The organism is Burkholderia ambifaria AMMD (genome assembly GCF_000203915.1).
Taxonomy (GTDB): domain Bacteria; phylum Pseudomonadota; class Gammaproteobacteria; order Burkholderiales; family Burkholderiaceae; genus Burkholderia; species Burkholderia ambifaria.
In genome coordinates this window covers 325861-352629 of record NC_008392.1, presented here as the reverse complement: position 1 = coordinate 352629, position 26769 = coordinate 325861, and the positions used below count along the sequence as shown (strand labels likewise).

At 67.5% G+C, this 26769-nt stretch carries 30 protein-coding genes; 18 read left to right on the top strand and 12 right to left on the bottom strand.

What is annotated here, in order from left to right; all coding sequences use genetic code 11:
• The first annotated feature begins 86 nt into the window (after positions 1 to 86).
• From BAMB_RS29270 to pilV, 3 genes are read left to right on the top strand one after another with little or no spacing between them, the layout of a single operon-like run.
• A complete protein-coding gene (locus BAMB_RS29270) occupies positions 87 to 641 on the top strand; it encodes a type 4 pilus major pilin (protein ID WP_041491768.1) in 555 nt (184 codons plus the stop codon).
• Positions 642 to 693: 52 nt separating this feature from the next.
• Positions 694 to 1173, top strand: coding sequence for a type IV pilus biogenesis protein PilM (pilM, locus tag BAMB_RS29265; RefSeq protein WP_011660765.1), 480 nt, complete (start codon positions 694 to 696; stop codon positions 1171 to 1173).
• The gene (pilV, locus tag BAMB_RS29260) at positions 1166 to 2863 is read left to right on the top strand and encodes a shufflon system plasmid conjugative transfer pilus tip adhesin PilV (protein ID WP_011660764.1); all 1698 of its coding nucleotides are present in this window, start codon (positions 1166 to 1168) and stop codon (positions 2861 to 2863) included. Before pilM ends, pilV begins: the two co-directional genes overlap by 8 nt.
• Positions 2864 to 2969: 106 nt before the next feature.
• Here pilV and BAMB_RS29255 read toward each other — a convergent pair whose 3' ends face one another.
• Positions 2970 to 4070: a type IV pilus twitching motility protein PilT gene (locus BAMB_RS29255; RefSeq protein ID WP_006750710.1), complete on the bottom strand. Its 1101-nt coding sequence runs from the start codon at positions 4068 to 4070 to the stop codon at positions 2970 to 2972.
• A 109-nt stretch (positions 4071 to 4179) separates the two neighbouring features.
• Between BAMB_RS29255 and sctC the strand changes: the two genes are divergently transcribed.
• From sctC to BAMB_RS29235, 4 genes are all read left to right on the top strand, one after another.
• A complete protein-coding gene (gene sctC / locus BAMB_RS29250; protein ID WP_041491767.1) occupies positions 4180 to 5952 on the top strand; it encodes a type III secretion system outer membrane ring subunit SctC in 1773 nt (590 codons plus the stop codon).
• A 40-nt stretch (positions 5953 to 5992) separates the two neighbouring features.
• Positions 5993 to 7201, top strand: a complete 1209-nt coding sequence (locus BAMB_RS29245; protein ID WP_041491766.1) for a sensor histidine kinase — start codon at positions 5993 to 5995, stop codon at positions 7199 to 7201.
• Positions 7202 to 7289: 88 nt separating this feature from the next.
• Positions 7290 to 8075: a response regulator transcription factor gene (locus tag BAMB_RS29240; protein WP_011660761.1), complete on the top strand. Its 786-nt coding sequence runs from the start codon at positions 7290 to 7292 to the stop codon at positions 8073 to 8075.
• Positions 8072 to 9499 (top strand): secretin N-terminal domain-containing protein, encoded by a 1428-nt coding sequence (locus BAMB_RS29235; protein ID WP_011660760.1) that lies wholly within the window; start codon positions 8072 to 8074, stop codon positions 9497 to 9499. Before BAMB_RS29240 ends, BAMB_RS29235 begins: the two co-directional genes overlap by 4 nt.
• A 135-nt stretch (positions 9500 to 9634) precedes the next feature.
• Here the strand turns inward: BAMB_RS29235 and BAMB_RS29230 are convergent, their stop codons facing one another.
• From BAMB_RS29230 to BAMB_RS36035, 5 genes are all read right to left on the bottom strand, one after another.
• Positions 9635 to 10090 (bottom strand): CesT family type III secretion system chaperone, encoded by a 456-nt coding sequence (locus tag BAMB_RS29230; protein WP_011660759.1) that lies wholly within the window; start codon positions 10088 to 10090, stop codon positions 9635 to 9637.
• A 123-nt stretch (positions 10091 to 10213) separates the two neighbouring features.
• Positions 10214 to 10423, bottom strand: coding sequence for a hypothetical protein (locus BAMB_RS29225; protein ID WP_011660758.1), 210 nt, complete (start codon positions 10421 to 10423; stop codon positions 10214 to 10216).
• Between the two features lie 173 nt (positions 10424 to 10596).
• Complete coding sequence (locus tag BAMB_RS29220; protein ID WP_011660757.1) at positions 10597 to 10857, bottom strand: hypothetical protein; 261 nt, start codon at positions 10855 to 10857, stop codon at positions 10597 to 10599.
• Positions 10858 to 10880: 23 nt separating this feature from the next.
• Positions 10881 to 11966 (bottom strand): HrpD5 family protein, encoded by a 1086-nt coding sequence (gene hrpD5 / locus BAMB_RS29215; RefSeq protein ID WP_041491860.1) that lies wholly within the window; start codon positions 11964 to 11966, stop codon positions 10881 to 10883.
• A gap of 89 nt (positions 11967 to 12055) precedes the next feature.
• Positions 12056 to 12583 carry a hypothetical protein gene (locus BAMB_RS36035; RefSeq protein ID WP_227739275.1) on the bottom strand — a complete coding sequence of 176 codons (528 nt, stop codon included), beginning with the start codon at positions 12581 to 12583 and terminating at the stop codon, positions 12056 to 12058.
• On the opposite strand from BAMB_RS36035, the gene BAMB_RS36030 reads away from it, so the two are divergent.
• Entirely contained in the window at positions 12563 to 13297 is a 735-nt protein-coding gene (locus BAMB_RS36030; RefSeq protein ID WP_227739277.1) for a hypothetical protein, read from the top strand. The two genes, BAMB_RS36035 and BAMB_RS36030, sit on opposite strands and share 21 nt — an antisense overlap.
• On the opposite strand, the gene sctS is transcribed toward BAMB_RS36030, so the two are convergent.
• The 3 genes from sctS to sctQ are packed head-to-tail and all read right to left on the bottom strand — an operon-like array spanning position 13267 to position 15044.
• Positions 13267 to 13530, bottom strand: a complete 264-nt coding sequence (gene sctS / locus BAMB_RS29205; RefSeq protein WP_011660754.1) for a type III secretion system export apparatus subunit SctS — start codon at positions 13528 to 13530, stop codon at positions 13267 to 13269. The two genes, BAMB_RS36030 and sctS, sit on opposite strands and share 31 nt — an antisense overlap.
• Positions 13531 to 13540: 10 nt before the next feature.
• Positions 13541 to 14197, bottom strand: coding sequence for a type III secretion system export apparatus subunit SctR (sctR, locus tag BAMB_RS29200; RefSeq protein ID WP_006750699.1), 657 nt, complete (start codon positions 14195 to 14197; stop codon positions 13541 to 13543).
• Entirely contained in the window at positions 14184 to 15044 is an 861-nt protein-coding gene (gene sctQ / locus BAMB_RS29195; RefSeq protein WP_227739206.1) for a type III secretion system cytoplasmic ring protein SctQ, read from the bottom strand. Before sctQ ends, sctR begins: the two co-directional genes overlap by 14 nt.
• Between sctQ and BAMB_RS36025 the strand changes: the two genes are divergently transcribed.
• Positions 15021 to 15290 (top strand): hypothetical protein, encoded by a 270-nt coding sequence (locus BAMB_RS36025; protein ID WP_227739207.1) that lies wholly within the window; start codon positions 15021 to 15023, stop codon positions 15288 to 15290. The genes sctQ and BAMB_RS36025 overlap by 24 nt on opposite strands.
• 25 nt (positions 15291 to 15315) lie before the next feature.
• Here the strand turns inward: BAMB_RS36025 and sctP are convergent, their stop codons facing one another.
• From sctP to sctU, 3 genes are read right to left on the bottom strand one after another with little or no spacing between them, the layout of a single operon-like run.
• A complete protein-coding gene (gene sctP / locus BAMB_RS29190; protein ID WP_011660752.1) occupies positions 15316 to 16236 on the bottom strand; it encodes a type III secretion system protein SctP in 921 nt (306 codons plus the stop codon).
• A 16-nt stretch (positions 16237 to 16252) separates the two neighbouring features.
• On the bottom strand, positions 16253 to 18229 hold the full coding sequence (locus BAMB_RS29185; RefSeq protein WP_011660751.1) for an FHIPEP family type III secretion protein: 1977 nt from the start codon (positions 18227 to 18229) through the stop codon (positions 16253 to 16255).
• Between the two features lie 5 nt (positions 18230 to 18234).
• Positions 18235 to 19293 carry a type III secretion system export apparatus subunit SctU gene (gene sctU, locus BAMB_RS29180; RefSeq protein ID WP_011660750.1) on the bottom strand — a complete coding sequence of 353 codons (1059 nt, stop codon included), beginning with the start codon at positions 19291 to 19293 and terminating at the stop codon, positions 18235 to 18237.
• Positions 19294 to 19685: 392 nt separating this feature from the next.
• On the opposite strand from sctU, the gene BAMB_RS29175 reads away from it, so the two are divergent.
• The 9 genes from BAMB_RS29175 to BAMB_RS29135 all read left to right on the top strand — a co-directional run bounded on the left by BAMB_RS29175 (position 19686) and on the right by BAMB_RS29135 (position 26698).
• Positions 19686 to 20255: an HrpB1 family type III secretion system apparatus protein gene (locus tag BAMB_RS29175; RefSeq protein ID WP_011660749.1), complete on the top strand. Its 570-nt coding sequence runs from the start codon at positions 19686 to 19688 to the stop codon at positions 20253 to 20255.
• A 28-nt stretch (positions 20256 to 20283) separates the two neighbouring features.
• Positions 20284 to 20682, top strand: a complete 399-nt coding sequence (locus tag BAMB_RS29170) for an HPr kinase (protein WP_011660748.1) — start codon at positions 20284 to 20286, stop codon at positions 20680 to 20682.
• A 182-nt stretch (positions 20683 to 20864) separates the two neighbouring features.
• Positions 20865 to 21656: a type III secretion system inner membrane ring lipoprotein SctJ gene (sctJ, locus tag BAMB_RS29165; RefSeq protein WP_011660747.1), complete on the top strand. Its 792-nt coding sequence runs from the start codon at positions 20865 to 20867 to the stop codon at positions 21654 to 21656.
• A 52-nt stretch (positions 21657 to 21708) separates the two neighbouring features.
• On the top strand, positions 21709 to 22467 hold the full coding sequence (locus BAMB_RS29160) for a type III secretion protein HrpB4 (protein WP_011660746.1): 759 nt from the start codon (positions 21709 to 21711) through the stop codon (positions 22465 to 22467).
• Positions 22461 to 23468, top strand: coding sequence for a type III secretion system stator protein SctL (gene sctL, locus BAMB_RS29155; protein WP_011660745.1), 1008 nt, complete (start codon positions 22461 to 22463; stop codon positions 23466 to 23468). Before BAMB_RS29160 ends, sctL begins: the two co-directional genes overlap by 7 nt.
• 50 nt (positions 23469 to 23518) lie before the next feature.
• Positions 23519 to 24910: a type III secretion system ATPase SctN gene (gene sctN, locus BAMB_RS29150; RefSeq protein ID WP_011660744.1), complete on the top strand. Its 1392-nt coding sequence runs from the start codon at positions 23519 to 23521 to the stop codon at positions 24908 to 24910.
• Positions 24911 to 24925: 15 nt separating this feature from the next.
• A complete protein-coding gene (locus BAMB_RS29145) occupies positions 24926 to 25411 on the top strand; it encodes a type III secretion system protein (RefSeq protein WP_011660743.1) in 486 nt (161 codons plus the stop codon).
• 51 nt (positions 25412 to 25462) lie between these two features.
• On the top strand, positions 25463 to 26269 hold the full coding sequence (sctT, locus tag BAMB_RS29140) for a type III secretion system export apparatus subunit SctT (RefSeq protein ID WP_011660742.1): 807 nt from the start codon (positions 25463 to 25465) through the stop codon (positions 26267 to 26269).
• A 39-nt stretch (positions 26270 to 26308) separates the two neighbouring features.
• Positions 26309 to 26698 (top strand): HrpB1 family type III secretion system apparatus protein, encoded by a 390-nt coding sequence (locus BAMB_RS29135; protein ID WP_011660741.1) that lies wholly within the window; start codon positions 26309 to 26311, stop codon positions 26696 to 26698.
• Positions 26699 to 26769: the final 71 nt, after the last annotated feature.

Here is a 26769-nt window from a genome sequence, read left to right as displayed (position 1 = left end):
GTGCGGACGCAGTGCGGACGAACGGGTGTTGAAAGCAGATGGCACGTCTTTCTTGAGTGTCGATTGAGGAAACCAAGGAGAGCAACATGAATGTCAAGACCGTCGCATCGATTCGCGCCAGGGTGGGCAGCCGTGGGTCGCGGCGCATGCAGCGTGGCGCCACCCTGCTCGAGGCGATCGCCTATCTCGGGATCGCCGCAATCGTCGTCATCGGTGCCATTGCGCTGCTGCGCGGCGCATTCGGCAGTGCTTCGTCGAATCAGACGGCCGAGCAGGTGACGGCCATCCAGACCGGCGTCAAGAAGCTGTATATGGGGCAGACCAACGGCTACACCGGGTTGACGACCACCGTCGCCATTGGCGCCGGCATCATCCCGACTACGCTCGTCATCGACACCGCGGCAAATACCGTCACCGATGCGTGGGGCGGCGCAGTAACCGTTACGGGCGCTGGCACCGGTACATTCACGATCGAATTCGATTCCGTGCCGACGGACGTATGCATCAACGCGGCATCTGCCGGCGGAACCTGGACAGCCGTCTCGATCGGCGGTTCGGTGCAAACCGTGCCGGTAACGCCCGCCGCCGCTCAGGCGGCTTGTGCCGGCGGTGCGAAGAACATCATCTGGACCTCCGCCTGATCGAGGCCCGAGTATCGGCCTTCGCTCCGATTGACGCCACGAGCCGCCCGCCATGTTCCTGATCTGGATCGTCGCCGCCTTCGCGATGCTTACCGGTGCCTACGCGCTGCTCGGCGCCGAGGCGGCGCCGGGGCCGCTCGCGCCGTCGGCGATGGCGCTCGCGGCGAACATGAGCGCCTACCGGCAGGCCGTGGTGGCCTTCGCGCGCGCCAACCCGTCGTTCGCCGGCAGCGTGCAGGCGGCGAGCCTCGCGCCCTACCTCGGGGCGACCGTTCCCAATCCGATGTGGCGGAACTACGTCCAGCCCAATACCGGCTATGCGGGCAGCCTGGTCGTGGTCTATGCGGCGTCGGCGTCGGCCGCGGCCGCGGTCGACGGCATCGAGCAGATTGCGCAGGGCTCGGCGCTGGCCGGCGTGGCGCTCGGCGCCAATCTCGTGTCCCCCGGCAACCCGGCCGTGCCGCTGCCGGCCGCATTGGCGAACACGATCCCGAACGGCATGCCGGTATGGATGGCGCAAGCGTATGACTGAGCGCACCCGTACCCTTGCCCGCAACGGCATGCGGCGCCCCGGCCCCCGCGTGCGGCCGGCTCGCCGCATGTCCGGCTTCACGATGGTGGAGATGCTGGCCGTGCTTGCGCTCGCCGCATTGATGATGGCGGGCGTCGTCACGCTCACGAACTCGTCGCTCGACGATACGCGCGCGCAGCAGGCCGCGCTTTATCAGTCGCAGCTGACGGCGGCTGCCACGCGGCTCATTCAACAGAACTACACGGCGCTCGCGGCCCAGGCCACGACTACCTCGCCGGTGATCGCGAAAATGACCGGCTCGACGTATCAGCTGTCGACTTACCTGTCGAATGCGTTGAGCGGCACGAACCCCTATGGTCAGGTGCCGTGCCTGCTCGTCTACGCGGCCCCGGGCGGCGCCAACCCGGTGGCGTTGCAGGCGCTGCTCGTCACGGAGGGCGGCCGGACCATTGCCGATCCCGAACTCGGCTACATCGCGGCGAACGCCGGCCCGGGCGGCGGTTCGATCCAGGCGGCGAACAATGCGATCGGCGCGGCCATCGGCGCCTTCGGCACCTGGAAGATCGATACGCCCAACCCGGCGAATACATCCTGCACAAGCACGAAAACGGGCACGGGACATCTGGCGAGCCTGATTTTCTACGACGGCACGCAGGCGCAGAACGTCGACTATCTGTACCGCGTGGCCGTGCCGGGCAATCCGCAGGCGAACACGATGCAAGTGCCGATCGTGCTCGCGCGGCAGATCGACTATGCCGCCTGCACGCAGCCCGGCGCCATCGCGGCCGACTCTTCGGGCAACGTCCTGAATTGCGATGGAACGCAGAACCTCTGGGTGCCGCAGGCGGCCTATCACTGGCGCGAACCGGTGGCCGACGAAGCGGCGCTCGGGGGCGTTGCCGCGCATCAGGGCGACGTGCGGCTCACCACCGCGACGAATCGGGCCTATGCGTACAACGGCGCCACATGGCAGGCGCTGGCGGTGGACGAAGCGGGCAATCTCGCGCTCGGCAACGCGCACAACGTCGGCGACCCATGCCCGCCCGCGCCGCAGAATTCGGCCATCGCCCCCGCGTCGGCGAGCACGACGCTCGTCTCCACCGATGCGAACGGGCGCGTGCTGTCGTGCCGCGGCGGCAAGTGGCAAACGCAAAGCGAAATCGAGCCGGCGTCCTCGCTCACAGGCTGTCAGCTCGTGATGGCCAACCCGAACGGCGCGGGCGATTACTCGGCCTGCACGGGCCAGCCGGCGACGAACTTCCAATCGGGCGCCTATTCGTACAACGGCAGCAACGGTACGTACTCGTATACGTTCAGGACGACCGTCAACCTCACCAAGCCGGGGATCATCGTCGCGTCCACCTGGGCGCACCTGAACGACGGCATGTGCAACGGCCCCACCGGCAACCGGGCGCAACTCTCGCAGAGCATCGACATCACCGACAGCGGCAACCACAACCTCGGGCATACGGAGAGCCAGACGCCGACGCTTCAGGACGATTCGGGCGGGATCAACAACGCGCTGTCCCAGGCGGGCACGCCTGGCACCTATACGATCGTCGTGACGACGAACTGGGCGACGTACGCCGGTATCACGACGCCGTGGGTCAGCAGCTTTTGCGGGGAGTCCGGCCAGACGGTCTGGAACACGCCCGTCGCGGCGGGCTGGACGATCAACTCCTACTACTGAGCGCCCGACCGTGAGCCCATCGACACCGCACATCTTCGCAGCACCGCCACGCACGGCGCGACCGGCGCAAGCGACGCCATTGCGCCGGCACCGCCTTCGCGCGGGCTCAGTGCGGCGCGAGCGTCTGCAGCATTTCGTGCAGTTCGAGCCGGTTGTAGGTCGCGCGCAGCACGTCGCGCGGCAGGCATTGCTGCTTCGATACGAGGCTGAAGAGGTGATCGTTGAGCATGCGCGACATGTTGTCTTCCTTGCGCTTCATGAACTCGGCAAGGTACGGCAGCTTGCCCGGATCGGTCAGCAGGCCGCTGATCTGCTGATTGTTGTTGAAGAGCAGTTCGCTCGCGAGCACGAAGTTCTCGCCATCCTCCGTCGGCACGAGGCATTGGCAGATCACGCCGATGAGGCAGTTCGCGAGCGCGGCCGCATAGCGCTCGCGCTGCTCGGCCGGAAAAAACGACAGCAGCCGCGTGAGCGTGCCGATCGCGCTGCCCGTGTGCATCGTCGCGAGCACGAGGTGGCCCGATTCGCCGGCCTGCAGCGCCGTCTCCGCCGTCTCGGGGTCGCGCACCTCGCCCACCATGATGACGTCGGGTTTTTGCCGCAGCGCCTCGCGCAGGCCGGCCGAGAAGCTCGGCGTGTCGGTGGGCACTTGCCGCTGCGAGACGATCGACGTGCGGCCCTCGAGTTCGTATTCGATCGGCTCTTCGATCGTGACGATGTGGCTGTTGCGCGTGCGGTTGATGTGCTCGAGCAGCGACGCGATCGTCGTCGTCTTTCCCGAGCCGGTCGGGCCCGTCACGAGGATCAGCCCCTTGGCGCTGTCGATCATCGAGCGCACGTAGGCGGGCAGGCCGAGCTTGTCGAGCGCGAGCGGCTGCAGCGGCAGGCGCCGGATCGAGATGACGAGCTTGCGGCCGCCATTGGTGCGGTAGATGTTGCAGCGAAGGCGGCAGCGCGTGAGCACGAACGGGCGATCGATCGCGCCGTGCTGAAGCAGCGCCTCCCAGTCCGGTTCGATCGAGGCCAGCGTGGGCAGCATTTCGTCGTGGAGCACGGGCTCCTCGCCGACGGCGAGCCAGCCGCGCGGCGCCTTGATCATGATCGGCCGGTCCTGCTCGATATGGATGTCGGTGAAAGTCTGCCGCAGGTCGATCAATTCGAGAATCTCGCGCGTCAGGTCGCGACGTTCGTGACTCGGAACGTTCATCGTCAATGCCCTTCCTATGAAAGATAGTCGGAACTTACATGAAAACTTTGTCTATGTGTCGGAGAAGCACCGGGCGGCGCCGCGTACGTTTCATCGCAGGCGGCGCGTCATGAACTGGGCTCGCCGACTGGGCACCGTGGCCCTCGCCGCCGCGCTCGCATTCGGGGCGACGGCCCCCGTCGCCGAGGCGGCGGCCGTGCGCTGGAAGGCGTCGATCGTCGATTACGAAGCGCAGGGCAAGGACATCAAGGATGTGCTGCGCGACTTCGGCGCGAGCCAGGGCATCCCCACGCGCATCGCCGCCGATGTGAGCGGCACCGTGAGCGGCAAGTTCCATCTGCCGCCGCGGCGCTTTCTCGATACGCTCGCGTCGTCGTTCGGCTTCGTGTGGTACTACGACGGCGAAGTGCTCGACATCACGACGGCCGCCGAACTGCAGAGCACGCTCGTGAAGCTCGATTCGGCCGATACGGGCGCGCTGCGCGATGCGCTCGACCGCCTGCGCATCTCGGACGAGCGCTTTCCGATCGTCTACGACAGCGCGCAGGGCACGGCGCTCGTGAGCGGGCCGCCTCGCTACGTGCAGATGGTGACGAACGTGGCCTCGCGGCTCGACAACAACGCGGCGCATCGAAGCGGCACGCAGGTACGCGTCTTTCCGCTCTTTCACGCGTGGGCACACGACCGCACGGTGCCCATCGACGGCCGGCAGGTCACGCTGCAGGGCGTGGTGGCCGTACTCAACGGCATCTACCACCCGCACATGGCCAAGGCCGCCGACAAGCGCGGCGGCGAGGGCGAGGGCGGCCGCCCGGCGGGCGGCGTGAAGCGCAACACGCCGATCAACGACGTGAACGGCAATGCCTACAACGGCCCGTACATTCCGCCGCCGGTGCCGTCGGGCGCGGCCGGCAAGGGCATGTTCGCCGGGCTCACCGGGCAGCCGTCGCCGGCCGTGGCGGCGGCGGTGGGCGAGCCGCCGCCGCCGCAGAACACGAGCACGGCGCCGGCGAGCGACGATCAACTGCCCGTCATCGTCGCGGACCAGCGCACGAACTCCGTCGTGATTCGCGATACGGCCGACCGGATGGATCAGTACGGCAAACTGATCGATCGCCTCGACGTCAAACCGCAACTGATCGAGATCGAGGCGCACATCATCGAGATCGACGACGACGCGCTGCGTCAGCTCGGCGTCGACTGGACCGCGCACAACAGCCACATCGACGTGCAGACCGGTACCGGCACGCTCGGACAGAACACCTACAACGGCACGCTCTCGCAGAACTTCGGCCAGACCGCGCTGGCGGGCAACGTGCTCGCGGCGGCAACGCCCGTGGGCGCATCGGTGGCCGCGGTGCTCGGCGACGCCGGCCGCTATCTGATGGCACGCATCTCGGCGCTGCAGGAGACGAAGGCCGCCAAGATCGACGCGAGCCCGAAGGTCGTCACGCTCAACAACATCGAGGCCGTGATGGACAACCAGACGCAGTTTTTCGTGCCGGTGTCGGGATACACGTCGGGCGATCTCTACAGCGTGTCGACGGGCATCTCGCTGCGTGTGCTGCCGATGGTCGTGGAGGAGGATGGGCGCACGCGTATCAAGCTCGACGTGGCGATTCAGGACGGCCAGCTCACCGATCGGACGGTCAGCAACCTGCCGGTGATCCAGAACAGTACGATCAACACGCAGGCGTTCATCGAGGAGGGGCAGGCGCTGCTCATCGCCGGCTATCGCGCGGACAGCGCGACGATGGGCGTGACTGGGGTGCCCGGGCTCTCGAAGATTCCGTTGATCGGCGCGCTCTTCAGGACCGACAGCCGCCAGAAGAGCCACATGGAGCGGCTCTTCCTGCTGTCGCCGCGCGTCATCTCGCCGTGATTCACCGCAACCGCCCGCGCCGGGGAATGCAGGAGGCCATGTGAACGAATTCGATGCTCAGCCGCATTCGCTGCCCGGCGCGCAGCCCGGGCAGCAGTCCGAGCCGCGGCCCAGTCAATCGGGCTTGCCCGCCGACGCATGCGGCGAGGGCGCCGCCGATCGCGGCCTGTCCGACGACGACGCGCGCCGCCTGCGCGGCACGCTGCACGGGCTGCCGTGCGGGGTGATCGTGCTCGATCGCGCGGGCGCGGTCGTTCACGCGAACGAACGCGCGCTCGAGATGCTGGCGATGACGCTGCCCGCGGGCGTCGATTTCAGCGTGGCGCTGAGCGAGCGCTTCGAGATGACGGACGTGCCGCGGCTGCGCGATCTCGAAGCGGGCCGCGAGGTACGCGTGGACGATTCGACCTTCTGGATTCAGGCGGGCCCCGCCGGTGCGTGCGCCGGTGCGGGGGCGGGCGAATCCGTCATCGCCGTGACGGACGTGACGCCGTTCGCGCGCTCGCTCGACGAGCGGGCCATGTCGCTGCGCTTTTTGCTGCACGATCTGCGCTCCCCGCTCAATTCGATCAGCGCGCTCACGCAGCTCGATGCGAGCGACCCCGACGCGTTCGAGCGCTGCGGTGGCATGCAGCAGATCACCTCGCTCGCGCAGTACGTGCTGTCGCTCGGCGAGCAGTTCATCTTCTCGTCGGTGACCGAGCATCTGCAGGCCCGCGACTTCAAACGGTTCGATCTGCGCGCGACGCTGCGCCAGATCATCTCGCAGCTGGAGGTCACCGCCGTCTATTGCGGCGTCGCGCTACACTTGTGGCTGCCCGACAGCGCGCCGCTCTGGGTGAGCGGCATGCGCAACTTCGTGGCGCGCGCCGTCCAGAACGTCATCGACAATGCCGTTCGCGCGTCGCCGCGCGGCGAGGCGGTGACGGTGTCGGTCCGGCAGGCCGACGGTTTCGCCGAGGTGGTCGTCCACGATCGCGCGGGCGGGCTGCCGGGTCTCGTCGAGGGCGATCGGCTGACCGACTTCGAGAAGCTCGGCAAGCGGACGGCAGCGGGCTTCGGTCTCGGGCTCAAGCTCGCCGTGCAGATCGTCGGCATGCACGGCGGCGCACTTTACGCCGAGCTCAACGGACAAGGCGGTACCATGTTCGTGCTGCGTCTGCCGTGCCTGAATCCGGTCGCCGCCAAGCCGCACGCGACATCGCTCGTCGATGCCGACCGCGCGTTGCGCGCGGCGGGTCGCGAGTGAGGCGTCAGAGCGCGGCCCGTATTCGTTTGGCACGCGTTGCGCGGAGCGGGCGCCGGCTCCGCGCGGCCGTCAGAACCAAAGGTTCACAATGAAATCGCTTGCAGGCAAACCCGTACGCATTCTGTTCGTCGAGGACGACGTCGCGCATCACGCGCTCATCCATTCCTGGCTCAAGAGCGAGGGCTACCACATCGACGCTTTTCACAGCGGGCTCGACGCGCAGCAATTTCTCTCGGAGCAGTGGGCCGATCTCGCGATTCTCGACTGGGACCTCCCGGGCGTTTCCGGCGACAAGCTGCTGCAAAAGATCCGCAGCCGCTCGCAATCGATCATGCCCGTGATTTTTCAGACCGTGCACTCGGCGGAGTCCGACATCGTGCGCATACTCGATGCGGGTGCCGACGACTATCTCGTGAAGCCCTACGACAGGCAGGTGCTGCTCGCGCGCATGCGCGCGCTGCTGCGGCGCTTCGCGCCGATGAACGTGCAGGGCCGCAAGATGTTCGTCGACGACGAATGCGCGCTCGATCAGCAGGCGCGCTCGCTCGTGGTGGCGGGCGTCGCGCACAAGCTCGGCACCAAGGAGTTCGACATTCTCTGGCATCTCGCCCGGCACACGGGCGCCGTCGTGCTGAGGCAGGATCTGATGAGCGTGGTCTGGGGCTGGGATGCGGCCGTGCAAAGCCGCTCCGTCGACATGTACGTGAGCCGCCTGCGTGCGAGCCTGAAGGCGGCCGGCGTCGGCTGGACCGTGCAATCGGTCTATGCGACGGGTTACCGCCTGACCCTCAAGCCGGATGTGGATCAGTCGGGCGCCGGTGCGTCGGGCGCCGGTGCGTCGGGCGCCGATGCGTCGCCGGAAAGCGCCGCATGAGCGCGGCACGCATGCGAGCGCTCGCGCGCGGCGCCGTCGCTGCCTTCGCCTGCGCGGCCGCTGTGCATGCGCAGGCGGCGAGCATGGAGTGGGCCGGCGGCCCCGGCGCCCGCTTCGTCTACGTGACGAACGGCGCGGGCCTCGCGGAGGTCCTGAATGCCTTCGCAGCGGGGCAGCACGTTGCCCTGCGCATCGACGGTCAAGTGGAGGGTGTCGTGAGCGGCCGCTTCGCCATGCCGCCGCAGCGCTTTCTCGATGTCATGAGCCGTTCGTACGGATTCGTCTGGTACTACGACGGTGCGGTCCTGCATGTGTCGCCCGCGAACGAGCAGGCGCATGTCGCCATCCGGCCTCACTTTCTTTCTGCGAAAGGGCTGCGTGCGTCGCTCGAGCAGGCAGGTCTTGCCGATACGCACTTCCCGTTGGCGGTGGATGCCGCCGCGCAAACGGTGGACGTGCGCGGGCCAGCGACCTACGTGGAGCGTATTCGTGCCGCGGCCGAGCGCTTCGAGCGCGACGCGCAAAAGCGCGTGCGTTTGTCCGTGCGGGTGTTTCGCCTGAGTGCCGCGAATGCCGCCGACGAAACGCGCGTGGTCGATGGCCGCACGCTCGTCGTGCCCGGTGTGGCCACGCTCTTGCGGCGCCGTTTCGAGCACCCGGCCGTGGCGAGCGGGACCGCCGTTTCCGATGCACCGCGGATCGTCGAGTTCGATGCGGCGTTGCCGGCGATCGAAGCGGATGCGACCACGAATTCCATCCTGATACGCGATCGGGCCGAGCGCATCGACGCCGACGGCGCGCTCGTCGCCAGCCTGGACGTGCGTGCGCAGCTCGTATCGGTCCAAACGTGGGTGGTGGATGTCGACGGCGACGCGCTCGACGCGTTGCGGCCCGCGCTGCCGCCGGCCCTGGCCGACGGGGCAGGCGCGGCGCAGGCGACGGCGGACGCGCGCGAGCACCGCGATGCAGGTATCGCGCCCGACGGCGGCCGCGCGCTGCTCGCGCAGCTCAAGGCATTGGCCAGGAGCGGCCGCGCCGAAATCCAGGTGTCGCAAACGGCGCTGACGCACGACCGCTCGCCGGCCGTCATCGACCGCCACGAGGCACGTCTCGCACGCCGCGATGAGGATGACCGGCCCGATGACGGCGCCCGCGATCTCTGGCTCTCGATTGCACCGACGGTCGAAGGCGCCGCGTCGATGCCGCGTATCGGCTTGCGCGTGGAACTGGGGCGCCGCCGCGATGCGCGCGGCTATCGGGCCGTCGACGAAAGCCTGGCGCCGGGCGAGTGCCTCGTCATCGAGGGACCGGCGCGGCACAGGGGCGATGTCGAGCGTCGCGCGGACGATACCGATTCCGGCGGTGCGGGAGAGGGGGGCATGCGCCGCCGCCTCGTCTTGCTGATACCGCGCGTGGCGGCATAGCGCCGATCGGGCGAGCGCCCGCGATGGCGTGAGTGTGAAGCGACGTGCCGTGTACGAACGGATGCGGCGGCCGGCCCCGCATCGATGCGCGCGCGGATGCGCCCCTTGCCTGACGCGCGCTTGCGCTCACCGGGCTTACGCCCGTAGCCACATGAAATTGCCCGACGCGATGCCCTCGAACATTTCGTCGGGCGATTCGAGGATGTTGTTTTGCCAGTAGCGGCCGTGTTCGGCGTAGTGCGAGAAGAGATCGGCGAGATAATCGCCGGTGATCGTCGGGCCCATCGGCAGATGGACGAGCAGCACGACGTTGCCCGTATCGGATTCGAGGCACAGTTGCGCCTGGTCGTGCGCGTAGACCAGCAGGTTGGCCTCGAGCATGAGCCGGAAAACGACGAGCGACCGTCCGGGCGTGACGGCGCCGTAATGAAAGCTGACATAGACCGAATCGGGATCGGTCTCGTGGTGGTCGAGATGGACGTCGAACCCTTCGATCTCGAGCGTTTGCGTCTCGACGACATACTCGGCGTCGGGCAGCCCGACCACCGCGCAAACCTCGTGAATCAACTCGACGAAACGTTCCCTGCTCATGGGCGGCAATCTCCGGCGAAAGTATGGCGGCCCGGTCGCAAAAAAGCGGGGGCACGTAGCCGGAAAGCCGGGCTTTCCGCTTTCGTGCCCCCCGCGCGAACGGACTGCGGCAAGGCGAGTGGCTTACTGGCCCTTCGCGGCGTCGGCGATGTTCTTCGCGCCGTTGTTGCCGACGGACGCGAGTGCCGACGTTTCCTGCTGCTGCATGTTGATCTGCATGGCGGCCATCGTCATGGCGTTGTTCTGGTTGGCCATGGCCTGCATCTGGCCGACCATGTCGGCGTTTTGTGCACCAGCTTGCGAGACGCCCGAGCTTCCGATCGATGAAGACATGATGTATTCCCCTTAACAAGAAAGTGATGGAAAAAGCACTGCTGTTGGTTGATGCCTGATGCTTCGGTAAAAGGCCCTTGGCCGTGGTGGCCGCCGGTCCGGACCGGCTGACGCGCAGCCGGATGCTGCAACTGCAAACTGTTTAACCGTCTTCCGTATCGCCAGGGATGCCGTCAAAGCGCCGCGCCACGGGCGCTGTGGCGCTCCTGCAGCGTGAGCACGATGCGGCGCGCCGCGATCATCCCGCGATAGAGCTTTTGCAGATCGAGCCGCTCGCGCTCGTCGGCCGCGGACTGCGTGGCCGTACTGATCCGGCGCGCGGTTTCGTCGAAGGCCGCCGCGATGCGCGCGACCCGTTGCGCGCCGTCGGGCGCCGAGAGCGTGGCATCCAGCGCGTTCAGATCCTGCGCGATGGGAAGCAATGCGTCGTACATGTCGGTTCCTTTGGTGGTCGAGGTCAATCGTTTGCTTCGTCCTTGCTGCCCGCGAACAGATGCTTCGTGCCGTCGGGCGTCTCGATGTAACGCAGCCCGCCCGTGGCGATCACCGCCGTGTACTCGACATCGGGCGCGAGCGCCTGCGCTTCCTTGACATCGACGTCGACGCGTTTGACGTTGTCGCCGAGGTCGGCCCTGACACCTGCTATCAGCGTGCGGAAGGTCGTCATCGACTGCACGCTGCCGCTCACGCGGAAGACGCCGTGGCCCTGGTAACTCACTGCCGCGCCCGTGCCGGCGAGCGACTGCTGGATGTTGTCCACGTCTTGCTGCGCGACGTCGTATTCGCGCCGCACCTTGCCGCGCGCGAGGCTGTCCATGATCCGCTGCGCCTTCGCGCTTTCGTCGGCGCTCGTCACGATGCCGCGCACCGCAACACTGTCCTTGCGTGCGATTGCCTGCAGATCGCCGAGGCCTTCGCGGTGCAGGGCCTCCTGCAACTGCCGTGCGAGCGCGTCGGCGTCGAACCTCACGCTCGCCGCTTCGCTCGACTGCGTGCCCGCGAACATCACACCGGTCACGGCGATGCCGCCGATCGCAGCGGTGCAGGCGAGCGCCAGCACGGCCGTGCGCCAGGGCACCTTGGGCGAAGCGGCCGGCGCATGGCCGGTGCCGGGTTCGTCCGCATGGGCCGGGTCCCGATCCGGCGCGTCTCCATCCACGTCGGCCTCCGCCGCGGTGTCGGCGGCAGGCGGCTCGGCCGTCTTCCAGAGGCCCGCCAGCAAATCGAGATCGCGCGGCCAGTCTTCGCCATCGGGGCCCACGCACAACACGACATCGCCGAACGGCACGGCCACGAAGTCCGCCAAGAGCACCTCATCGCCGTTCGCCGAGCGGATCCGCGCCACACCGTCCTCGCCCACGCAAAGCTCGATGTCCTCGACCGTCCAGTCGCTGATGCAGACATCCGAGTGCTCGGTCGCGCCGATCCGGTAGGTGCCGCTCGTGAGCCGGACCTGGGCTCCGGCGTGGGTGCCGGTCAGTACTCGAAGCGCTTTCATGATCGTGGTATCCGTGTATCCGACGTGGGTCGTGCCGTGGGTCATGCGGTTGCTCTTGCTGGTTGCCGCTCCGGCGTTTCGCTGCTGCGCTGCTTCGCGCATCGGGCCGCCGGGCCTTGACCGTCAAAATCAGTTTAGGGTTTTGCCGTTGGCGCAGCCGGCGCCATGCGAACTTCGAACGTCTTATCCGAAGCGCCGGCCGGGGGCTTGGCCGCCCCTTGCCGCGCGGCGCCGGCTTGACCACCGATCGCGCCGCCCGTGACGGCGGCACCGGCTGGTGCTCCGCCGGCCGGCAGCGCGGCTTGCGTGTCGAGAATGCGTTGCTTCACTGCCGCGATCGATTGATCGTCGTACGAGTATTCGATGCCCGCGTTCTGGCGCGCGAGCGTGTTGTCGAGCGATACGCCGAGAAGCCCCGCCACCGCGGCGGCCTTGCCCGGGGTCGCGGCGCTTTGCATCAGTGCCGCATGGCGGTGCGCGTGAAGCCGGGCAGCATTGCGCCGGAGCGCCATCGGCGAGCGCATCGCGAGCAGCATCGGCACCGCCAGCAAGGGCCCCAGCTCGATCTGCGCGGCAAGCCGCAGCACCTCCTTCGCGCACGCCGCCGCGAGTTCGGCAGGCAAGTCCGGCGCACCGAGCCTTTGCCTCGCGAGCAGCTGCATCGTGGCCGCGAGCGGCTGGCTGCGCGCGGCGGCCTTGGCCCGGCCCGCCTTGCCGATCGCGAACTTGAGCGGTTTGTCGCGGCCTTCGCCGGACTGACGGCCGTCGCGCCGAGGCTGCCCGTCGCGCGGCGCACTCTGCTGCGGCTGCCCCTGTCCGTGCTCTTCGCCCTGCGGATTCGAGCCGCGATCGTGCCCATGGCCGTTGCGATGCTGTTGCTGCCCGTCGCCGTGTTGCTGATCGCGCTCGCGCTTTTGCTGCTGTCCGTGCTTTTGCTGCCGACCCTGCTCGTGCTCGCGTTCGCGCTCGTGCGGGTGTTCGTGCTCGTGCTCGTGCCTCGGCTCGAGCGCGTGCTGGCCGTCCGGCCGTTCGTGAGCCGATGCCTCTTTGCCTTGCGCCTTCGCCGAGCCCGCCGGCCGCGGCCGTTGGCCGAGCTGGCGCATCAGCTTTTGCGCGGAAGGGGGCGGCGGCTTGTGCATGCCTTCGGCAAAACGCTTGCCGCGGTAGAAAGCGGCGGCGAGCATCTTGTTGTGCTGCATGCGCGCGCGCTGCATCTTCGTGTGCTGCACCTTGACGCCCGTGAAGCCGCGCGCCTGGGTCAGCTGCCCCATGTGCTCGGCGCCGGCCTGCGCCTGCTGCGCGAGATCGGCGGCGTGGTGGCCGCGGTTGTTGCGGATCGGCGAATTCATGATGGCACCGCGAGCGTGATGATCTGATTGGCGAAGCGCAGGATCGCGGCGGCGCCCCAGGCGCCGGTGATGAGCACGGTGGCCACGACGGCCACGAGCTTCACCGCGTACGAGATGCTTTGGTCCTGCATCGACGTAATGGCCTGCACGAACGAAATCGCGAGGCCGGAGAGCGCGGCGACGGCCACCACCGGCATCGAGACGGACAGGCAGAGCAGCAGGCCCTGCGAGGTGATGCGAACGAGCGTATCGGTTTCCATGGCGCGCGCCTCAGCGATAGGTCATGACAAGACCGTGAATCAATGTGGACCAGCCGCTCATGACGACAAACAAGAGCAGCTTGAACGGGATCGCGACGTTCGTCGGCTGGACCTGATTCAGGCCCATCGCCATCAGCACGTTGGCGATGACGAGATCGACGACGATGAATGCGATGTACAGCAGAAAGCCGATCTTGAACGCGTCGGCCATCTCGGTCAGCGTGAAGGCCGGGGCGAGGACGATGAGGTCGTCCTCACGGATCTTCGCCGCCATGTCCTTCGGCCAGACCACGGTTGCCGAGCGCACGAAGAACCGCTTTTCGCGCTCGTGCGCGTGCTTCTTCAGAAAGGCGCGAAACGGCTCCTTTGCCGCATCGAAGGCATCGAGCACGACGAGCGACGTATCGCTGCCGGGGGTGCGGTGCATCGTCTGCATGGTTTGCATGGCCTGCATGCCGATCGGCGCCATCACGTAAGCGGAGACGAGGACCGCGATGCCGTTGAGCACCATGTTCGGCGGCACCTGCTGGACGCCGAGCGCGTTGCGCAACAGCCCGAGCACGACCACGATCTTCGCGTACGAGGTCGCGACCATGGCGACGAACGGGATCAGGCTGATCGCGACGACGGTGATCAGCAGCCCGGTGAGATCGCTAAACTGAACCATGGCCGCGCGACAGCTGAACGAGACGCACGCCGAGATGATCGCCGACGCTCACGAGTTCGCCGAAGCCGATCGTCTGCCCGTAGGTGACGAGCCGCACGCGCGCATCGGGCAGCGCGGTGGGAAGCTCGAGCACGTAGCCCGCGCGCAGCGCCGAGAGCTGGGCAACCGGCATCGAAACCGTGTCGATCTCGAGCTTCAGCGGCAGGTCCAGCTGGCTGATTTCGACGGGCGTGTCGATCGAATCGGTAAGCGGCGCGTTGAACTGCGTGTCATGGCTCATGGTGGGGTCCTCGCTCAAGGTCATCAGATGGTGGGTGACGTCTGCCACGGCGCGCAGTTGCCGCGTCCCGTAGCGGCCCCAGACAACTTGCATCGGGGCGGATGGGCGCGCGCTCGCGAAGAGCGCGCGGGTGGCTTCGGGTACGACACGCAAGATGACGTCCCCCGTGCGCAGCGAATCGAGCGTCGTCACGTTCATCGTTTTCTCGCCGATCTGCAGCCGGCCGGGCACGGCGATCTCGCTGACGTGCGTGGCGAACGGCGTACATTGGCGGGCCACGAGTGACTCGAGTGCGTCGAGCCAGCCACCGTCGATATGCTCGATGGCTGCGTCGAAGCGTGCGTCGCCCACACGGAACGTGAACGCGCAGCAAGGCGCACGCAGCGTCTGCGGCGCGGCGCGTTCGAGCGAGAGCACTTCCACGCCGTCGAACCCGAGCGCCTGCAGCGCGCGTCGCACCGGCTCGAGCAGAATGGCGCACACGGCCTGGCGCAGCGGCTCGTTGGCGGGCTCGTCCGATGCGACCACGCTCGCGAGCCCCGCGTGCTGTCCGACGTCGATGCGCACCGCTGCCATTTCGATGCCCCAGCGCAAGCGCACGATGGCGGCGCGCGCCGGGTCCACGAGATCGCGCGCGCCGACGCCGAACGCAGAGACGCCGAGCGTGTGCGTGAGAAGCGCGCTCAAGCGCTCGTCGACGGCGAGCCGATGCTGGCGCGCGGTGGCGGCCGCAAGCGCGGGCAGCCGTGCGGGATCGAGCGAAACGGCAACCGCGTGCGGTTGGCCGCCTGCGGGAACGTCGTTGGTCGGTAGCGTTCGTGTGGTGTCCATATTGGCTTTACGTGACGATGATTTCGACGCTGCGCGTGCCGTCGAAGCGGCTTTGCATCACTTCCTCGAGGCTTTCGCGCAACGTCGTCGCATGTTGTGAGATTAGTTCGCGCGACCGTTCGTCCGTGGTGTCGAAGCGAAGCGTCAATTGGAAATGCGAAAGCGCGAGGTTCAACGTACAGCCCGGCAGCAGCGCCGGATCGATGGGAATCGTCAGTTGCCAGTCGCCGCTTTCGAGGACGATCGGGTTCGCGCAGAAGTCGGACACTTCGGCGACGATCGAATCGACGAACCGGTTCATGTCCTGGCCCGTGCGCGCCGGTGCCAGCACGGCGACCACGGCGTGCGCGCCGCCTGCTTCGGGGCGTTGCGGCTCGCGCGTGGCTTGTACGCGCGGCATGTCCGGCGCAGCCATCGATGGCTGGGCGTTGGGCGGCCTCTGCGGGGACAGCGGCGCCGCGCCACGCGCCGGCATCGGCGTCGGTGCGGGCATCGTCGAATATGCCGGCACATGCATGAGCTCATGCATCGCCGAATGCATAGGCGGATGAATCATCGCAAGTACCGGAGCCGGCACCGGCGCTGCCGATCGAGCGTGCGCGGTAGCGTCATCGCGTTCGTCGCCGGAGCCGGCCTGTGCGTCGTCGTCGCGCTCGCCGCTGCCGGCATCGTCGCGATGTTCGTCCGCGGTGAACCCGGCGACCGGGTAGAGCGGATCGGCTTGCTCGGCGAATGGAGGCTCGGCCGGTGCGGCGCATGGCTGCTCGCCACCGGGCGTTTCCGATGCACCGGCGCGGGCGCCATCGCGCAGGCGCTGAAACAGGGCGGCCTGGCGGCTCAATTGCGCGGCCGGCATGTCGGGTGCCGGCTCGTCATGCTTCGTCGGCGCGGCGATGATGCGTGCGTGATGAGGGGAGGAGGTATGCATGGCGCGGCTCGCTCGATCACATCGCCAGGCGGCCGACGGGCTGGAGATCGACGTGAGCGCCGAGCTCCTGATACGAGTAGACGGGCAGCCAGGGCAGCCGCGCCTCGATCATGCGCTTGATGTAGCGCCGGATATCCATCGACGCGACGAGCGCGAGCGGCTGGCGTGGCGTGTCGCCGACGAGCTCCGCGATCTTGCCGACGAGCCCGGCGATCTCGTCGGGCGGCAGCGCGAGGAAGTTGCCCGTGGGCGTCTGCTTGATCGACTGCCGGATGTGCTGCTCCAACTGAACGTCCACGAGCAGGACGGGCAGATCCCGTGGGCCGCCCGTCGCGCGATAGGCGATGAGCCGGCCGAGCTCCATGCGGATGTATTCGGTCAACATCAGCATGTCCTTCTCCTTCGGCCCCCAGACGATCAGGCTTTCGGTAATGCTGCGGATGTTGCGCACGGGCACGTCCTCCTCCAGCAGCCGGCGCAGCACGTCCGCCATCTTCTGCAGCGGCAGCGCCTTTTGCACCTCGGCGACGAGGCCCGGGTAGTCCTCGTTGAGCTGATCGAGCATCCACTGCGCTTCCTGGATGCCGAGAAAGAGATGGGCATTGCGCCGCAGCAGGTCGATCGTGTGGCGAGCGATCAATGCTTCCGGTGTCGGCGCGGCGGCAGGTGCGCCCGCGGCGGCGCCGTCGGCCGCCGCGTGTACCGCTCGCGTTTCGGCGAGCGTGGTGCGCCCTTGCGGCACGTCGAAGATGAGCACTTCGTAACTGTCCTCGGGCAGCTTGCCGTCGGTCCACATCATGATGCCCGGGAACGGCAGGCCGACTTCCGACTGCAGCGCATGGCGCTGCACATCGAACGCGCGGTCGAGCGCGTCGGCCGCGAGACGCGCGCTGACATCGGCTGCGAGCCGCACGCCGAGCGGGCAGGTGAACTGCGGCGGGCGCGGCAGGATCGAGGGCGCGTCGCCCCTGGCGCCGGCACGCTGCAGCGCGACGACGGGCTTGCCGCCGCCTTTGGCCGTGCCGTGCTGCTTTTTCTGCAGACGGTAGCCGACGAAGCCGAGCAGCCCGGCGAGCAACGCGAAGAGCGCCGCCGGAAATCCGGGCACGGCCGCGAAACCGAGCAGCAGCAGCGACGCGAAGTAGAGCGCGCGCGAGCTGCTCGTAAACTGGCGCCGGATGTCCTCGCCGAGCGAGGCGTTGCCGTGCTCGCCGCCTTCGTCCACGCGCGTGATCATGACGCCCGCGGCCACCGAGATCAGCAGCGACGGAATCTGCGAGACCATGGCGTCGCCGATCGAGAGGACCGAGAAGCGGTTGGCCGCCTCGCCGGCGGACATGCCGTGATAGGCGACGCCCACGGCAATGCCCGCGACGATGTTGATCATCGTGATCATGAGGCCGGCGATCGCATCGCCTTTCACGAACTTCATCGCACCGTCCATGCCGCCGTGCAGCTGGCTTTCGATAGCGAGCCGCGCGCGTTTGCTGCGCGCCTCCTCCGGTGTCAGGATGTTCGCGCGCAGATCGGCGTCGATGCTCATCTGCTTGCCGGGCAGCGCATCGAGCGTGAAGCGCGCCCCCACTTCGGCGACGCGTTCCGAGCCCTTGGCGATGACGATGAACTGCACGACCGAAATGATGACGAACACGACAAGGCCGACGACGAGATTGCCGCCCACGACGAGCTGCCCGAAGCTCTCGATGATTTCGCCGGCATCGGCATGCAGCAGGATCGACTTCGTCGATGCGATGTTCAGCGAGAGCCGGTAAAGCGTCGTGAAAAGCAGTACCGACGGGAACGCCGACAGCGTCGCGATATGGCCGACGTACATCGTCACCATGAGCAGCGTGATGCTGATCGCGATGTTGATGGCGAGCAAACCATCGATGATGGCGGGCGGCAGCGGCAGGATCATCAGCGAGACGATCGCGATCAGCAGGATGGCGATGCCGGCCTCGCCGATGCCGGGCAGCTTGATGGTCTTCAGCATGTCCACTACTCCGTGATGGCGGTTTGAGGCGCGAGGCCGTCCACCCAGCGAAGAATCGCGGCGACGACTTCGAACAGTTCTTCGGGAATCGGCTGATTGAGCGGTACCTTGTGCAGCATCCGCGCGACGGGCGGGTTCGCGACGATGGGCACGCGCGCGTGCATCGCCTGCTGGCGCAGCCGCAGCGCCTGTTCGTCGACGCCCTTGGCGAGCACGACGGGCAGCGGAAACTCCGTCGGGTCGTAGCGCAGCGCGACCGCGTAGTGAACCGGGTTGACGACCACGACGTTCGCGCGCGATACGCCGCCTTTCGGGCCTTCCTGCGACATTTCCCTGGCCATGCGCTTGCGTTCGCCCTTGACTTCCGGGTTGCCGTCGCTTTCCTTGTGCTCGCGCTTCACCTCGTCTTTCGACATCCGGTTCTTGCGGATGAAGAGCCACTTCTGCAGCTTGTAGTCGAATGCGCCGATGGCGATGAACACGCCGAGCGCGACGACGACGACATGCATGAGCACGGACCACAGCACGGCGATCAACTGGGGTACCGACCGGTCGAGCGCGCTCGCGACGACGGGCATCGCGCTTTTGATCGTCTGCCACATGACGGCGACGAGAATCGCGGCCTTGACGACCATCTTGACGAGATCGATGGCCGAGTTCATCGAGAAGATCCGCTGAAAGCCGGACCCGGGGCTGACCGACGCGAGCTTCGGCATGACGGCTTTCAGCGAGATCTTGAGCCCCGTTTGCGGGGCAAGCGCGAGGAAGGCCGCGACGAGCGCGACGGCCGCGATCCCGCACAGCAGGCCGAGCGCCTGCACGCCCATATGAACGAGCGCGACCGAGAGGTCCTGCAACTCGCGCGGGCCGTGCGTGAAATCGATCGCCTCCTTGACGACCGCGCGCAGCGTATCGGCAAGGTAGTGCTGGCCCGCCGTCAGCACGAGCACGATCGAGCCCAGCGACGCGACTTCGACGAGGTCGGAACTCTTCGCGACCTGACCTTCCTCGCGGACTTTGTCCAGCTTCTTGTCTGTGGGCTCTTCGGTTTTCTCGTCGCTCATGACGGACTGTCCTTTGCTGTTCGCAGGCGGGTACCCGGGATGGGGCGCCCCGATGCAACGTTAGCGGCGGCGCCGCGGCCGGCGCGATGGCGATGCGAAGCAAGGACAAGGGCTGCGAAGCGAGGTGACGGAAGGTCGCTTCACGGTAGGCGCGGACTGCGCGAATCGGCAACGCGCGAGGCAACGTGCAACGCGGCGCAGCGTGAGCGCGGACGGAAGCGAAAGCGACGCTGGCCGTCGCCTGTCGCTTGCGGCAGCTTCGCAATTCGTTGTGCGACTTCGTGCGCGGCACGCGGCACCCGCGTCGCGTTGCGTAACTTAGCGTCAACGGAAGGCCGCCCCCCCATCGGGTGCGGCTCATCGGATCGAATCTGATTTCCTTGGGGGAAAGGATGGACGTTCTGAAGGATCGGCCGCAGTGCCCGTCGGGAGTCGTCGGCGCGATCGTCGACCTGGTCAGGGTGGCATTGGCCCGCGCCGGCACGCCGCAGCAAGTTGACATCGACGATCTGGAGCACCTCGTCGAAGGGCTGCATCTGCTGCGCCCTGATTCCGCCGAATTCGCGTTTTTCGACGGCTGGCTGCATATGGTGCGCCAGGAATGGAGCGAAGCCGAATGGCTCTTTCGAGACCTGGTCGAGCGTTCGGTGTGCGTGCCGGCGAGCAAGGGAATGTTGCTGCAGTGCCTGAAGGCCCGCCAGGAGGTCGGGTGGCAGGAGGAGGCCCGGACCCTCCTGGAGGAAGGCGGCAACAAAGACGTCGAACGGCTCGCCAAGGTGTTGCTCGCGAGCGAGGAGCTGAAGCAGGCGGTCGCGACGGCGAAGCGCACGGGGCACTTCGTTGCGCCGGATTCCGCGCTCGCGTTCGAGAACGGAGCGCATGCCGAGGACAGCGTGGCGGACGCGACGCCGTCGCCCTCATCCAGCGACATGCTGCTGACGATGCAGTACATGCGCGTCTGAGCCTGTTGCCGCTACCAGGAGAAACGAAATGAGTATCACGACAGCATCGCAACTCGAGTACGAACTGGCCCGCGTGACCGGCACGTCGTCCGCGGCGCCGAATGCGGACGCCGTGTCGCAACCCCTCGTCGATAAATTCCAGGCGATGATGGCCTCGGCGCAGCCGCACGCGGGAGCCGTTCACCCGACCGAGCGCGCGGACCTCGTGACGAAAGCGGTCGAGGAGCAGGCCGACTATTACCGGCAGGTGCCGAACGACGTGCTCTACATGACCCAGCACATGAGCGCGCTGTCGATGGAGCGCCTCGCCGCCGCCGATATGACGATCCAGCTCGAGATCGCGAGCCTGAACGCCGACCTGCAGGTGAAGATGGCGACCGTCCAGTCGTCGAAGGACGCCGTGCAGACGCTCATGAAGAACCAATGACTTGACGTCCTCACCCGCCTAAAGGCAGGTGATTCCCACACCTGGCGATGCACGTCCGCATCGGAGAATGTTCAGCGCAGCGTTGGTATCTCGATCATGCTCGACACCACAGTCCTTCCCGCCATCCGCCCCGAAGGAAGTCCCCTTGGGGGAAATGGCGGGGTTTCTCGGAGCAAATTCTGATGAAATCGAACCTCGTGCCTACAAGGCCGCGCGCTTCATGGCGGCTCGTCGCGGCGGCGGTGCTCGTGCTGTCGCTCGCGGCCTGCAAGCAGGATCTGTACGGCCAGTTGAGCGAAAGCGACTGCAACGAGATGGTCGCCGCTTTGCTGAGTTCGGGCGTCGATGCGCAAAAGAGCACGCCGGACGGCGGCAAGACCTGGTCGGTCAGCGTCGACGAAAAGCAGATCGTGCATGCCGTGGAAGTGCTGCGCGCACGCGGTATTCCGCGCAAGAAGTTCGACGACCTCGGCTCGCTCTTCAAGAAGGACGGGCTCGTATCCACGCCGACCGAGGAGCGCGTGCGCTTCATCTACGGGCTGTCGCAGGAGCTCGACGATACCTTGTCGAAGATCGACGGCGTGGTCGTGGCGCGCGTGCAGATCGTGCTGCCGAACAACGATCCGCTGGCGCAGTCGGTCAAGCCGTCGTCCGCGTCGGTCTTCATCAAGTACCGGCCCGATGCGAATCTCGAGCGGATGACCCCCGCGATCAAGAACCTCGTCGTGCACAGCATAGAGGGGCTGACCTACGATCAGGTCAGCGTGACGAGCGTGCCGGCCGATGCACCCGATGTGCCTGCCCGCCCGCGGCGACAGGGCGGGTGGATCGTTTATGCGGGCGGCGCGCTCGGCATGCTGTTGTTGATGATCGCCGGCGGCTTTGCGCTCTTGCGCGGCACCCTGCTCAAGGGCGGCGGCCTGGCGGGCCTGCTCGCGCGCCGGACAGGGCGCGCGGCGAAAGCGCCGGCATGACGGTCGGCCCGCGCGATCGCACGACTGGCATGGCAAGCAGGATGAGCCCACGATGAGCACATACGACGCAACCGACGACAGCCTCGCCGCGGCAAGCGGCGCGACGGCGCTTGCCTGCGTCGCGGTGCCGGCGGCCATTGCGGCCCGGCTGGATAGCCATCATCGGCGCCGGCGCACGCTATTCGACTGGATGCATCCTGCGCGCCGCGCGCAGGTGCCCTGCGCGGACCTGCTCGACGCATGTGGCCCGGGGCAGGTCGAGGCGCTTGCCGCCGCGCTGCTCGACGAATGGGGCATGCCGGTGCCGCCGCTCGCCGCGTTCGACGCGCCGGACTCGGCACTGGCCGTGCTGCCGGCACAGGATTGCGTGACCGTGTTCCGCTTGCGCGCGCTCGTGGAGCAGGCCGACGCGTTGCGCACCTGGATCGACCGGCCGCGCCGCGAGAAATTGGCGAGCTGGATCGGGGCGCGCGGCGTGAAGCTGCTCCTCGCGCGCGGGCGCGACCTTGGCGGGGATGCCCGCTTGCTTGCCGCGCGCACGCATGGCACGTCATCGGCGATGCACGTGTCGCTCGACTCGGCGGATGGCGATGCGCTCGCCTGGCTCGGTTTTCGGCTCTTCGAGCGCGACTGCCGGTGGGCGCCGAGCGGCCCGCTCGCGATCATGCAGTTGGCCATGCCGGCGCGCGACGACGCGGGGGCGCTGCCGCCCCCTTCGTTGCCGCCTTCATTACTGCCTTCGGAGGGCTCGAACCCGAGCCTTTCGATCGTCTCGCAACTGCCCGACCTGTTTCCGGAGTGGTCATGGTGATCTGGTTACGTAATCCGCAGGCCGAAGGCACGGGCCTCGGCGTGGGTGCCGAAGGCGACGTGCTGCGTCATGCAGATCTCGCGGCGATCGTCGAGATCGATGCGGCGTATGCCGAGATGCATCGCCAATGCGACGAGGCGCTGGACGTGGCGCGCGCCCGAGCGCGCATGCTGCTCGACGATGCGCAGGCCCGCGCGGACGACCTCGTCGAGCGAGCCATGCGCGAGTTTGCGCAGGCGGCCGAGCGGGGTTACGACGACGGCTTGCGGCGCGGGCTGGCCGATTGGCACGAACGCGCGGCGGCGGCGCGCGCCGAAGCCTGCCGGATCGAGCCCGCGCAGCAGAACCGGCTGGCCGAACTCGTGACGCTTGCGGTGGAGCAGATCATTGCGTCGGCGGATCCCAAGGCGCTCTTCGCGCGCGCGGCCGCGACGGTCGAGCGCATCGTCGCGGACGGCAGCCCGATTCATCTGCGCGTTCATCCGTCGGATCTGGCCGCGGCGAGCGCGGCGTTCGAGGAAGCCGCGTTGGCATGGCGCGAGGCCGGGCGCGCCGTGCGGCTGCGCGCCGTGGCCGATGTGGCGCTGGCGCCTGGCGCGTGCATCGCCGAAACCGATCTCGGTGCGATCGACGCGAGCTTGTCGTTGCACCTGGCCGCGATGCGCGGCGCACTGGCGCGCGCGGTGCGCAGCGTGGCGCCGGCACCCGGGTGTGACGCGCCCGATGCGCGGCCGGAGGATGATGCACACGTCTCCGACGAACGCGATTTCGGCGCGTTGGCGGATGTCGCGGCGCACGCCGATACGCTGACCGGCGAGCACGCCATCGGCGCTGGCGAGGGCCGCGACGAAGCAGATGAACGCGCTGGCGACGACGCGGGCGGGAACATCGGCGTCGAAGCAGGCTGGCAAGACGGTGGCGCCATGCAAACGGCGGCCGACCTGCCGGCCGACGGTTCGGCCGACGTCGCGCATGAAGACGCCGACGCGATGTCCATCTGAGCGCGCTTCACACCGCACACGGAAGAGCACATGACAACGAAGGAAGCGCCATGATCGACAGCGCGGACGATCTCCGAACCGGCGAAGCGAGCGGGACGCCGGAAGCGCAACAGCATGCCGCGCGCGGTTTTTCGGCGCTGGCGGATGCGATGGAGCGCGAACTGCGCGCCCGCGCGCAACCCGCGGCATGCGGCAAGGTGCAGGAAGTGATCGGCACGCTGGTACGCGTATCGGGCCTCGACGCGACGCTCGGCGAGCTGTGCGAGCTGCGCTCGCCCGAAGGCGCATTGCTGCAGCGTGCGGAAGTGGTCGGATTCTCGCGCGACGTCGCGCTGCTTTCGCCGTTCGGCCGGCTCGGCAGCGTGTCGCGGGCCACGCGCGTGGTGGGACTTCGGCGGCCGCTTTCGCTGCGCATCGGCCCGCGCCTGCTCGGCCGCGTGATCGACAGCCTCGGCGAGCCGATTGACGGCAAGGGACCGCTCGAATGCGACGAGTGGCAGCCCGTGATCGCCGATCCGCCCGATCCGATGTCGCGGCCCGTCGTCGACACACCGATGCCCACGGGCGTGCGCGTCGTCGACGGCATGATGACGCTGGCCGAGGGGCAGCGCATGGGCATCTTCGCACCGGCGGGCGTGGGCAAGAGCACGTTGATGGGTATGTTCGCGCGCGGTGCGCGCTGCGACGTCAACGTCATTGCGCTGATCGGGGAGCGGGGCCGCGAAGTGCGCGAATTCTGCGAGCACATTCTCGGGCCCGACGGAATGGCCCGCTCCGTGGTGGTCTGCGCCACCTCGGACCGCTCGTCGATCGAGCGCGCGAAGGCCGCTTATGCGGCAACGGCGGTGGCCGAATACTTCCGCGACCGCGGCATGCGCGTGCTGCTGATGATGGATTCGCTGACGCGCTTTGCGCGCGCGCAGCGCGAAATCGGCCTAGCGATGGGCGAGCCGCCGACACGGCGCGGCTTTCCGCCGTCGATCTTCGCGGAGCTGCCGCGGCTGCTCGAGCGTGCGGGCCGCTCGGCGCTCGGCTCGATCACCGCGCTCTATACGGTGCTGGCCGAGGACGAAACGGGCGGCGACCCGATCGCCGAGGAAGTGCGGGGGATTCTCGATGGCCACATGATTCTGTCGCGCGAGATCGCCGCACAGAACCGCTATCCGGCGATCGACGTGCTCGGCAGCCTCTCGCGCGTGATGACGCAGGTCGTTTCGCGCGAGCACGTGGCGGCGGCCGGGCACGTGCGGCGGCTGATGGCCAAGCACAAGGAGGTCGAACTTCTGCTGCAGGTGGGCGAGTATCAGAGCGGCACCGATGCGCTTGCCGACGAAGCCATTGCAAAGATCGACGCGATTCGGGATTTCCTCGGGCAGCCGACCGATCTGCTCGTCGATCCGGACGACACAATCGCGGCCCTGGGCGAAATCGTCCAGTCCTGATGCCGGAGGCCAGCGATGAAAGACCGCCGCGTTGCCGCGTTCGAGCGCGTGCTCTCGCGCCGCCGCCAGCTCGATCGCAATCTCAATGCGGCGCTCGGCGCTTTGCGCGGCGAGTTGCAGGCGCTCGCGGGCGTATTGGAAGAGTGCCGGGCGGCGGTGCGCGCGCATGCGGCCGAGCTGGCTGCGCACGACGGCAAGATCGACACGATGCTCGGCGGCGCATCGTTCAGGGCGGACGCGTATCTGAAGCTGCGCGAATTCCGCTCGCATGCGGCCGAGCAGCACGCGATGCTCGAAGCACAGGCGGATCAGGCCGGGCAGGCGCTGGCGGCGAAGCACGCGCAGATCGGCGCGATGCGCACGGACATTCTGCGCAACCGCGCGCGCATCGACATCTACGGCAAGCGGCGCGACGCGCTCGTCAAGGCCATCGAGCTGGCGATCGAGGACGCGCAGGACGAGGAAACATCGGAGAACCGCCGGCCCAGTCCGGCGTTTTGAAGCAGCGAGCTTGCTCGCAGGCAAACATCCTTTGAACGACAGACGACCGACATGAGCGAGATCACCTTTGCATCGATCGAATCGAGCCACCAACTGGTCAGGTTTCTGATCGTGCTCGGCCTTTGCAGCGAGCGATTGATGGTGCTGATGATGATCTTTCCGCCCACGTCCGACAACGTCGTGCAGGGCCGCGTGCGCACCGCGCTCGCGCTGCTGTGGGGCAGCTTCGTCGCATACGGGCAGCGCGGCCTGCTCGAGCAGGGGGATGCGACGATACTCGTCGGTATCGGCCTGAAGGAGGCGCTGATCGGCGTCGGGCTCGGCTTCGCGGCATCGACGGTGTTCTGGGCCGCGGAAAGCGTCGGCACGTACGTCGACGATCTGACCGGCTTCAATCAACTGCAGATGCAGAACCCGAGCCAGGGGCAGCAGACGTCGCTGACGTCGACGCTCCTGAGCCAGTTCGCGATTGCGGCGTTCTGGTGTCTCGGCGGCATGACGTTTCTGCTCGGCGCGATTTACGAGTCGTACACCTGGTGGCCGCTCGGCAGCCTCGCGCCCGCGGGCGGCTCGGTACTCGAATCGTTCGTGCTTTTGAAGACCGATTCGCTGATGGAAACGGTGGCGAAGCTGGCAACGCCGATGATGCTGATGCTGCTGTTGATCGACATCGGCTTCGGCTTTACGGGAAAGGTATCGCAAAAGCTCGATCTGCCGTCGCTCGCGCAGCCCGTGAAAGGCGCGCTCACGATTCTGATGCTTGCGCTGCTGGCGGCCATCTTCATCGATCAGGTGCGCGATCAGCTTTCGCTCGTGGGCGTGGCCGCCGAGGCACGGGCGATCGCGGGCGGCAGATAAAGCGCGCGCCACCGAAAGGGCAGCAGCTTGGAGAAGAATATGATCGAGACGTTGAAAGACGACCAGATCGCTACGGGAATGATGCACGTGCTGTGGGCCGGTGCGGCGCTCGATACGTTGTCCGACGTATTGGACCTGCTCGACGCCATGGCGGTGCTGCGCCCCGGGGACGGGGGGATGCGCGAGGTGCTGGCGTGGTGGCATGTGCGCGCGCGTGCGTGGGGCGAGGCGCTGAGCGAATTGCGCCGCGTCGAGCGCGGCGGCGTGCTTTCGTCGCGCGGCATGGCGCTCGCGGCCGTTTGCTTGTATGCGCTTGGCGATGCGGCGTGGCGCACCTATGCCTATGCGGCGGCTTACCGATCCGACGACGTCATGGCGACGCGCACCGCTCACGCCTTGCTTGCGGCGCCCGGCGTGGAGCGCGCGTAAAACGCAAGGCGATCATGGAAGTGCGGGTGCATTGCGGTACACCCCGCGTGCACGTGACGCTTCGCCGGGAA